Raw genomic sequence first — 11,001 nt, 5'->3', positions numbered from 1 at the left:
AATATGATTCCTCATAGAGGATACACAAAAAATAAAGTGTAAAGGATTTGGTGAAAAAATAACAACAAATGAAAGAGCAACTGATACTACTACTCCACTTTATTCGCTACAATGTGAAAATCATTTTTGCGAATAAATTCATCTATTTCCTGATTGCAGCATTTGCCTTCTATTTTATGGTAACAGGTATCATGCTATTTACAGATTCTAGCCCCGAAGAAGCAGATATCTATGGCACTTTAATATTTCCGGGTGTTCTTATTTTGTTCTACCCTGTTATCTTCAACATCCAAAGCGACAAGGATACGCGAATGCTCGAAATTATTTTTGGCATCCCAAACTACCGCTACAAAGTGTATTTGGTACGATTCGTTTTAAGCATATTACTATTGTTCTTAATCATGTGTCTGATGTCTTCAATTACGGTCTTTTCTGTTATCCGGATCTCCGTATTCCATATGGTTTACGAGCTAATGTATTGTCTTTTATTCTTAGCCAGCTTGGCCTTTCTACTAGCTTCCTTACTTAAAAATGCCAGTGGTGCAGCAGTTGTTATGGTGATTATTGGTCTGGTATTTCTGATTCTGGCAGAACCTCTGCAATCGAGCAAGTGGAACATTTTCTTAAATCCTTTTGATGTACCTGGCAATATGAGTTATGCCATTTGGCAAAATGTACTCTATCAAAACAGAATGATGCTGATTGTGGGATCAATCATCTCCATTCTTTGGAGTTTGATTAATCTGCAAAAACGAGAGAAGTTCGTTTAAGAGCTATACTATTTCATGCAAAAAGCTCAACAACCTAGGTCATTGAGCTTTTTCTATTTCTTTACGGATTTTACCTCTTAAACTTCAGCAGTTTGTTTTGCTTGTCGTTTTAATTCACGATTCCAACTGTACAAGCCTCCTTTTAAGTGAGCAGTTTTGTGATAGCCTACTTTATGCAAAAAGTTTCTCACCTGCTTGCTTCTAAAACCTAAATGACAAAAGATAATTAGATCCTTATCCTTTGGTAAAAGAGGAAGTTTATTTTGAATTTCGTCCATTGGAACGTGCATTGCATTTGCAATACCATCCTTAGCCAGTTCATGAGGCTCACGAACGTCAATCAGCAAAATATCATCACGTTTTTCTAATTCATTCATTAGCTCTAGAGCTGTGTAACTTGTTTTTGGGCCGTTATCGTTATTTTGGAAAAAACTCATATGCTTATATCTTTAAATTAAATTTATTAGTACCAATTACATCTCTTCGTCGACATTAATGGCATAGGGTCTAACAAATATAAAAAAATATAAAGGCACAGAACATGATAAATCACAAATATGAGTAATGGTAGGCTTAAAGTTTGTTAAAAATAAAATTCCACCTACAAAGATTGTAGATGGAATCAATTATATGTCGTTTATCTTCCCTTTATTTTTTAGTAGAAGCTTGCATTTTCATCACAACAATTCGCAATACAGAATCACTTTCGTTTCTCCAGCCATGTCCGCAATTTGCAGGACTTTCGATTAGGGTATTTGCTTCCACTTCTTTGCTTTCGTCTCTTATCTCAACAATTCCCTTTCCTTCCAAAACCAAAAACCGAACATCAAGAGGTGCAGCATGTTTAGCAATAGTATCACCTGGATTCAAATTTAAATGCACCATCATCATATATTCATCTTGATGAAACTTTCTGGCTTCAACACCATGACCGTTTACAAACGACTCCGCTTCAAATATCTTTTTTATCTCCATGATTAAGTATTTTAACTTGTTTTTATTATTTCCATTGGTAAATATCGAGCTTTCAAAGCTCTAAAACAGTAACATATGTTACAAGGGCCAATTTTGTTTCCAGCCTTAGCTTATTCGTATTTAATTACCTCCACTGGACATGCATCCGCAGCATCCTTAATTCCCGATGCATATGTATTAAAATCTACATTCAATTTTACACTAGATTCGCTATCTACCACAAAAACCTCAGGACAAATCTCCTCACAAATACCACAGGCAATACAGCCATCCTCAATCCAAACTTTTGCTATCGTCATAATCAACTCCTTTTTTACCTGCCACTGTCGTGATATATTCAATAAGTGGCGATCTATACTTTCTCTTTTATTTTTTTGTACTTTAACAAAGATCTGGCTTTCAGATTAGAAAAACGGTACCATATGGTACCAAGAGCAAAATAGAATGGAAGATTTAAAACAAATTTCAGCTTGCACTCTTTTTAATGGCATGAGTGAAACTTCGGTAGCAGAACTACTAAGTAAGATTAACTATACTTTTAAAACCTATGCAAAAGGCGACTATTTAATTAAAAAAGACAGCTACTTAAAAAGTCTGTTCATACTTGTAGAAGGCGAGGTTTATGGTGAAGTTACCGACGAAAATGGCAAGGTTTTTCACTTAACCGAGCAAAAGGCACCAATGGCCTTAGCAAGCGCCTTGGTGTTTGGTAAAGATTTAGAATATCCTTTAGATATTCTTGCTAAAACAAATCTAAAAATTCTGCAAATAGAAAAAACTGAAGTCATGAACTTGATGCAAACCAATCAGCTTTTCTTTCAGAATTATATGGAAAAAGTAGCCGAACGAACGCATTTTCTACACAACAAAATTTCCTGCTTCTCGCTCCGAACCCTAAAAGAAAAACTCTTTGTTTACCTGCTTCGTTTATCGAAGGATCAAAACTCCGATACCCTCACAATTAAAAAATCGCAAAGTGAGTTGGCACATCATTTTGGTGTAAACCGCCCTTCCCTTACCCGCGAAATAAGAAACCTCCACAACAATGGTTTTATACAAGCCGAAGGAAAAGAAATTAAGCTTCTAAAAAAACAAGATATGCAGCGAATGATTGCTTGCAACTCAAGCTCATGCATTAATAGTTTGAGGGATTAGGGATTATTCCCTTCATAAATGGCTCTCGTTTAAAATATTTCTATCCACCTAATATCAAATAAAAACCCATCTATGAAATACACAGATGGGTTATTAATTATATATTCTAATTCAATACCTTACTCATGATAAATTCCCTTTGGTTGAGGAGGTGTTGCAACAATTACATTTTGATTAACCGTTGCTGTTGTACCACAAGAACCTTCGGCGCGTAACCAATATTGGGTATCTACAGCAGGATCTACATCAAAAGAAGTTCCCGTGTATAGGAGATTGGTACAAGCAGCCTCAGAATACCAATTCCAACTTGCGCCTATTCCTAAAGTACCTCCAATTGGCGTTAGTGTCTTCGTACTTCCAACACAAGTTCCATTGTTAGCAACATCAATGGCTGTAGCCGATACTGAAGGCGTATTTACAATAATAAAAAGATTTTGTTCATCGTAACAACCAGAAGAAATATCCACAACTTTTACCGAAACATCATCTCCATCTAGTAAACTATTTGTGACATATGTATTTGTAGTTGATTGCGCTTGAACAATAGAACCATTCACATAGAATTCGTATTCGTCTCCACCCCCTGCTGTGTAAGTTACTGTCTCACCTAAGCAAATTTCATTATCCACATCGCTGCAAGAAAACGTAACCGATGGCAATACGCCCACGGCCACATCAAAAACAGTTGGTGTTGCTGCTGCACAGTTCAATAAATTCTCGTAATTCACACTAAGCGTTTTGTTTCCAATCGTATTCCAAAGAATACTTATGGTATGATCTGTTGCTGTTCCTCCCGATACAATTGTTCCACCTGCAGCTACCGTCCACTGGTAATTATCCATTCCTGCTTCGGTAAAATAATCTGAATTTCCACTACCAATACAAAAGGAAGAAGGTCCAATTAAACTAGGTTCTGGTGCCTGATTAACAGTTATATCTATAGGATCTGACACCTCACTCAAACATCCAAAAGCATTGTAGGTCTGAACGGTATAACTACCCGATTCTGTAACAATATTCTGTTGTGTTGTAAGTCCATCAGACCAATAATAGTAATCGGAATCTGAAGATTCAAGCGTAACACTTTCTCCATCACAGAAAGTTGTAAATCCAGTAACAACAGATATCACAGCTTTAACAGGCTTATCATGATTCGTGATTACTGCCTTCTCACCAAAATTACTACCTACACAACCTTCACTATCTACTAAACTTGTTATTTCGTAAGTGCCGGGAACATTCGTTTCGAACACATATGGATTGCTTGATGTTGTTACAGTGTAGGAATTCGTTCCATCGGTATAGGTAACTGTCCATGGTGCTACTCCCGTAAAGAATAAAGAAATATCTGTTGGCTCGTCGGCACAAATTGTAGCCGTTCCAGTTACCGAAGCGGTTGGATCAAAATTAACCACTACATCCTGACTGGTTGTTCTGCTACATCCTGACAAAGCAGTTGTATAAGAATAATATATCGTGTGTGTTCCACCACCTGCATCCAAAGGTGTGAATGTGGCCGTTCCATCTCCATTATCTATAATTCCAGGTCCAGAAAATTCGCCCTTTGCATCTTGTGGAGATCCTGTAAGTACGGTCGGCGTATCATTTGTACAATAAGGGCCCGACAAACCTATAAAATCGCTTGCTGGAAGTGGATTACCAAAAGTAACAGGATTAGAAGCATTGCTTATTGAACCAGAAGACTGAATGCTTCCATTCAAGGTATTTCCAGTAGTTGAAGCATTCCCAAGGTCGGTCCATTGGGCTCCATCCCAAGTTGTAACTTTAAGACTAGACAGATCGCTAATACAACATGCATCGCCATCCCACAAAAGAGTAGGCCTAACGTTAGAATTTCCTGCCGTTCTTTCTAACATCCAATATTCACAATCTGAAATATTATCAATTGCAGGATCTTTTAGATCTCGACTATAAGTTCCATCGGGATCTTGAGCAAAATATTCTGCAGTAAATGCATCAGTTGAAGACGAAGGAGCTGAAATCGTAATTGGCTGATACAAGCCATCCTTTCCAATTGGAAAGGTAAAAGCTGTATTGCCAATCTTTTCTAACGGTCCTTCGATATAACTGCTCGAACTACCTCCCAATAAAGAAGCAGTATTTGCTAAAGTCAAAGTTTTTCCTACTTCTGTATGAATTACACCTGAAATTAAATTCAATTGCTTGTTAACCACAACATCTCCTTCAAGACTTACTTGTGGCACAGAAATTCGAGTGTTATTTACAGTCAAATTCTGATAAACAAATGCATCACCACCGGCACCGGCATTTGCTGCAATTTCCTGAATGTATTCTGTTCCGTTAAAATTAACTGTTGAATTATTCTGGCAATCCAAAACTCCATAAGCCGTACTTCCTCTTACAAAACTTCTACCCAATTCGATACTAGCATTGTTTACCAATTCAATTTCGAGCATATCAGCCATATTTGCACTATAAACGATATCTCGTTTGGCCTGAATAATCGAATTATTCGCAGCAGATATTTTAATTTTGGTTCCCCCTGTACTCACACAGTTGATGTCTCTTTCTATATTTAAAACAGCAGATGATGCCAAGTTAATTTGAGTTTCAAAAGACGTTCCTGATGCACTAATCAATTTCAAATCGTTACCTATTTCCAAAGTAGAATTTCCTTGAATATCGATGAAAAAGTTATTAGATCCTCCATTCCTATTCATTTCTAAATCGGCATTCACCAATAAGTTTCCTCCATTCAGAATTTGTATTGAAGCGTCGAAGTTATTGCCAGAATTAACAAAATCAAGTGCTCCTTTCACATCCAGATTTGCAGCATCTACAATTAGGCCTGTTGTACTATTTTTAACATCAATATCTAAATAGGCACAAGCTGCATCGGCATTTACGCTTACTGTATATCCTCCAATGTGAGCAATATTTGCTGCTACAGGAATCGTACCGGCAGGTAGGCCACCCTCTGTAAGCGACCAAGTATTTGTATCATTCCAATTACCATTGGCAATGGCATAGTACTCCGTGCCACTTACATTATTTATTGCTAATGTAAAAGTTCCTCGGTATCCGCTGTAATTGTTATCAACCGAAATGTAGTACCAATTACCTGGTGTTAAACCAGATTGTGTAATATTTAGGTTATCATTGTTACCAGAATATCTTTTACAAGCAATTTCTGTTGTTCCGTCGGCTTCCCACAAAGCTGCATTCAAGCGACGAACTGTGCCTAAAGATCCACCTCTTAATACATCAATGCTAACATCAGCACTTAAAGCTTGAAATTTAAACCAGCGATTGTAATTAGGAGACGTGTTCCAACAAGAAGCAGCATTTTTATCAGAAGTTGCACCCATTGTACTGAACTGTGCATCGACAGATTGCCAACTATTAAGCTCCGTTAATTCATAAGCTCCTTCATAAAAATCATAATCAACCTCATCGTTTACGGCAAGGGTAAAAGTTCCTCTATAACCACTGTAATTATTATCAACTGATATGTAGTAGGTGTTTCCTGGAATTAAATTATTGGCACCTAATTGTACGTTATCATTATTATTCTGATATCGGTTACAAGCAACTTGTGTAAGACCATCATCTTGCCAAATGGCAGCATTTATTCTGCGTACATTACCGTAAATTCCACCTGTTTTCACCTCCACATCGATAACAGGAGTGGTTGCTACAAATTTAAACCAACGGTTATAATTTGGAGAAGTATTCCAACAAGATGCTGCAATTTTATCTGGTGTTGCTCCTTGAGTTGAATATTCTGCTGGTGCAGATTCCCAATTGTTAATATCAATTAATTCTATTGCTCCCTCATAATAATCGTAACCAACATCGTCATTCAATTCCAAGGTAAATGTACCTCGATAGCCACTATAATTATTGTCTACAGAAATGTAATACCAATTGCCTACCGTTAATCCTTCATGACTTAAATCGACCTCATCATTATTGCTGATATAGCGATCACAAGCAATTTCTGATGTTCCATCGGCTTCCCACAAGGCAAGATTTACTCTACGTACCGTACCATAAACACCACCACGCTTAACCGTAACATTAATACCTGGAGAAGTAGCTTGAAATTTAAACCAGCGATTATAATTTGGTACTGTATTCCAACAAGATGCAGCATTTTTATCCGCAGTAGCTCCCAAAGTCGTATAAGCCTCTAGATCTGAAGTTGAATTGATTAAATGAGTTACATCCTTAGCACCTTCATAAAAATCATAATCCACTTCATCATTAACAAATAAAGAGAAAGTACCCCGATAGCCACTGTAATTATTATCAACAGAAGCATAGTAGGTATTTCCAGGAATCAAATCAATAGATTCTACCAGAACATTATCATTGTTATCGATGTATCGATTACAAGAAACCTCGGTAATTCCATCTGCTTGCCAAATAGCAAGGTTAATTCTTCGAATCGTACCATAGCTGCCACCGCGTCTTACTTCAAAATGAATTTGATTTGTTGTTGCGGTAAACTTAAACCATCGATTGTAATTGGGAGAAGTATTCCAACAAGAAGCTGCATTTCGATCTGGAGTTGCGCCAATTGTTGTGTAGGCAGCATCCATACTTGTCCAATTGTGAATAATTCCTAGTTCCTTAGCTCCCTCGTAATAATCGTAGCTCACATTATCATCCAAGCAAAGCGTGAATGTTCCTCGATAACCGCTATAGTTATTATCTACAGCAATATAATACCACTGTCCAACAGTAAGACCTTCATGATCGACCTGAACATTATCATTTGTATTTACATATCGATTGCAATCCAATACGGTTATTCCATCGCTATCAAAAAGTGCAATATTTGCTCTTCGAATGGTTCCAAAGCTTCCACCTCGTTTCAACTCAATATTAATGGCAGGTTTAACAGCCAAAAATTTGAACCATCTGTTATAATTAGGAGAAGTATTCCAGCATGGAGCAGCTATTCGATCGGGAGTTGCACCAACTGTAGTATATTCAGCATCGTTAGAACAAGAGTTAATCAAATTGGTAATGTCCTTAGCTCCTTCGAAAAAATCATAGTCTAACTGATCCTCTATACAAAGTGTAAACGTGCCTCGGTAACCACTGTAATTGTTATCAACAGAAAAATAATACTCGTTACCTGGTACAAGATCAATCGATCCTACACTTACATTATCATCTGTATTCACATATCTATTACAAGAAACTTCTGTTAGTCCATCGGCCTCCCACAAAGCTGCATTGATCCTTCGAATGGTTCCAAAACTTCCGCCTCGTTTAACCGTCAGGTTAATCATATTGGTTGTAGCAGTAAATTTGAACCATCGGTTATAATTAGGTGAAGTATTCCAACAAGATCCAGCATTTAAATCTGAAGTTGCTCCAACAGTAGTGAATTCTGCATCAGCAGAACAGGAATTTATCAGGCTTGTTACATCCTTCGCTCCTTCATAAAAATCATAATCTGTCTGATTATCAATACATAAAGTGAATGTTCCACGATAACCACTGTAATTGTTGTCTACCGATATGTAATACTCATTTCCAGGAACTAAAACCGTTGACCCTGCACTCACATTATCATTATCAGACACATATCGATTACAAGCAACTTCGCTTACTCCATCACCATCCCATAAGGCCAAATTAATCCTGCGGATTGTTCCTAAAGTACCACCACGCTTAACGGTCACATTAATTGTATTGGTTGTAGCTGTAAATTTGAACCAGCGATTATAATTGGGTGAAGTATTCCAGCAAGAACCAGCTAATCGATCGGAAGAAGCTCCTACAGTTGAATATTCAGCATCAGCAGAGCACCAATCATCAAGTTCAGTTAACTCAACGGCTCCCTCATAAAAATCATAATCTGCCTGATCATCTACGTGCAAGCTAAAAGAACCACGGTAAGAACTATGATTATTATCAACTGAGAGATAATACCAATTACCCGGTACCAAACTAACACTTCCAACAGTTACATTATCGTTATTTCCAATATATCGTTTACAAGCAATCTCTGTTGTACCATCTGCTTCCCATAAAGCAGCATTTATTCTTCGAACCGTTCCTAGGGTTCCCCCTCGCTTTACCTCTATAGTTATTGCAGAGCTTGTTGCCTGAAATTTAAACCAACGATTATAATGCGCAGAGGTATTCCAACAGGAACCAGCATTCAAATCTGAAGTCGCTCCATAAGTTGTATAAGCCGCATCAGATGAATCCCAATCACTTAAATCAGTTAATTCGATAGCTCCTTCGTAATAATCGTAATCAGCTTGATTATTTACGGCTAAAGTAAAGCTTCCGCGATAAGGTCCATAATGATTATCAACCGAAATATAATACCAATTGCCTACAACTAAATTAGCAACACCAACTGTTACATTATCATTGTTTCCGATGTATCGATTGCAAGCAAGTTCACTTGTTCCATTGGCTTCCCACAAAGCAAGATTTGTTCTACGTAACGTTCCTAAACTTCCACCTCGCTTAACAGTTACATTCACCATATTGGTTGTGGCCTGAAACTTAAACCACCTAGTATAATCAGCATTGGTATTCCAACAAGATGCTTGAACTCCATCAGCCGTAGCGCCAACAGTTGAAAATTCTGCATCTGCAGATTGCCAATTATTAATATCAGGAATTTCATAGGCTCCCTCATAATAATCGTAATCAACCTGGTTATTTACGGCTAAAGTAAAGCTTCCGCGATAAGGCCCATAATGGTTATCAACCGAAATATAATACCAATTGCCTACAACTAAATTAGCAGCACCAACTGTTACATTATCATTGTTTCCGACATATCGATTACAAGAAATCTCACTTGTCCCGTCGGCTTGCCATAAAGCAAGATTAACTCTACGTATGGTCCCCAAGCTACCGCCTCGTTTAACGGTAACGTTCACCATATTGGTGGTCGCCTGAAACTTAAACCATCTAGTATAATCTGCATTGGTATTCCAACAAGATGCTTGAACACCATCAGCTGTGGCTCCTATGGTTGTAAATTCTGCATCTGCAGATTGCCAATCATTTATATCTGAAATTTCATATGCATCTGAATAAAAATCATAATCTTGCGCAGCTAGGGAAGATCCAAGTGAAAGGAAGAGAATAAAGAAAAAAAATATTTTTGAGCAGAATTTTTGCATTAACCTATCGATTATAATAATACATACGGTTTACAAAATAAACATTTATCAAAGATTTAATCTAATGCATTAGTAATATCCCACCAGATTTATTTTAAATCTTATTAAGCTTATAATTTGAAATCGTGTTCTATTTATAAACCTGTTACAAAAAAGACCTCATTTCCATCTACATAGGCATGTAAACGAATCCTTTTTATAAGCTAAATTAATCATACGTAAAATATCATAAAGAAGTTATTGGTTTAATTAAAACCTATAATAAAAGCCACATAAATTGCAGAATTCATGTGGCTTTATAGTAATTACAGCTCTTTCTTTAGTGCATAAAAAAACGCTTAACTTCTAGGAAGTTAAGCGTTTTTATTGAGGTCTCTGGCGGATTCGAACCGCCGTAGATGGTTTTGCAGACCACTGCCTAGCCACTCGGCCAAGAGACCCTTTTCTCCTTAAGAGCGATGCAAAGATATAAATTTCTGTTTTACTCGTACAAACTTTTTAAAGCTTTTATGCTAAAAAAATTACAAGTTTTTTACAACGCAAGCATTATCAAAAACTTATCGACTTAAAGTTAAACTAACTTTCTCGATTTGCCCGCCCATAGGGGGATTCATTTTCGAAACTTTAACGGTAGCCTTCTCCAATTCCGGGAATTTTTCATACAAAACATCCAAAATCCGCTGTCCAACATGCTCCAATAAATGAGAAGTAATTTGAACTTGCTCTTTTATCATTTCATATGCACGTTGGTAATTTAGTGCATCACCAATTTGGTCTGATTTTACTGCTTTTTCAGCATTATACTCCATGCGCACATATACAATAAACTTATTACCTACCACTTGCTCTTCAACAAAACAGCCATGATAGCCATAAAATTCCAATCCTTCCAGTTCTATAATTCCCATCTTCTTTTGATATGATATTCGTTGGCGAAAATAAGAGATAAAATT

The 11,001-nt window shown here is 37.0% G+C and carries 7 protein-coding genes and 1 tRNA gene; 2 read left to right on the top strand and 6 right to left on the bottom strand.

The features are described from left to right. Positions 1-68: 68 nt before the first annotated feature. Positions 69-770: a hypothetical protein gene (locus L3049_RS15020; protein ID WP_275110637.1), complete on the top strand. Its 702-nt coding sequence runs from the start codon at positions 69-71 to the stop codon at positions 768-770. 77 nt (positions 771-847) lie between these two features. On the opposite strand, the gene L3049_RS15015 is transcribed toward L3049_RS15020, so the two are convergent. The 3 genes from L3049_RS15015 to L3049_RS15005 form a co-directional block, all read right to left on the bottom strand. After that, positions 848-1,207: a rhodanese-like domain-containing protein gene (locus L3049_RS15015; RefSeq protein WP_275110636.1), complete on the bottom strand. Its 360-nt coding sequence runs from the start codon at positions 1,205-1,207 to the stop codon at positions 848-850. A 211-nt stretch (positions 1,208-1,418) separates the two neighbouring features. Beyond that, complete coding sequence (locus L3049_RS15010; protein ID WP_275110635.1) at positions 1,419-1,745, bottom strand: cupin domain-containing protein; 327 nt, start codon at positions 1,743-1,745, stop codon at positions 1,419-1,421. A gap of 110 nt (positions 1,746-1,855) precedes the next feature. Then, the gene (locus tag L3049_RS15005; RefSeq protein ID WP_275110634.1) at positions 1,856-2,044 is read right to left on the bottom strand and encodes a ferredoxin; all 189 of its coding nucleotides are present in this window, start codon (positions 2,042-2,044) and stop codon (positions 1,856-1,858) included. A 145-nt stretch (positions 2,045-2,189) separates the two neighbouring features. Here L3049_RS15005 and L3049_RS15000 point away from each other — a divergent pair, with 145 nt between their 5' ends. Beyond that, a complete protein-coding gene (locus L3049_RS15000; RefSeq protein WP_275110633.1) occupies positions 2,190-2,900 on the top strand; it encodes a Crp/Fnr family transcriptional regulator in 711 nt (236 codons plus the stop codon). Between the two features lie 119 nt (positions 2,901-3,019). On the opposite strand, the gene L3049_RS14995 is transcribed toward L3049_RS15000, so the two are convergent. From L3049_RS14995 to folB, 3 genes are all read right to left on the bottom strand, one after another. Next, entirely contained in the window at positions 3,020-10,048 is a 7,029-nt protein-coding gene (locus L3049_RS14995) for an immunoglobulin domain-containing protein (RefSeq protein WP_275110632.1), read from the bottom strand. A gap of 369 nt (positions 10,049-10,417) precedes the next feature. Next, positions 10,418-10,488 (bottom strand) — tRNA-Cys (locus L3049_RS14990). A 117-nt stretch (positions 10,489-10,605) separates the two neighbouring features. After that, complete coding sequence (folB, locus tag L3049_RS14985) at positions 10,606-10,956, bottom strand: dihydroneopterin aldolase (RefSeq protein WP_275110631.1); 351 nt, start codon at positions 10,954-10,956, stop codon at positions 10,606-10,608. Between the last annotated feature and the right edge of the window lie 45 nt (positions 10,957-11,001).

This window comes from Labilibaculum sp. DW002 (assembly GCF_029029525.1).
Taxonomy (GTDB): Bacteria; Bacteroidota; Bacteroidia; order Bacteroidales; family Marinifilaceae; genus Paralabilibaculum; species Paralabilibaculum antarcticum.
This window is presented reverse-complemented; position numbering and strand designations above follow the sequence as displayed.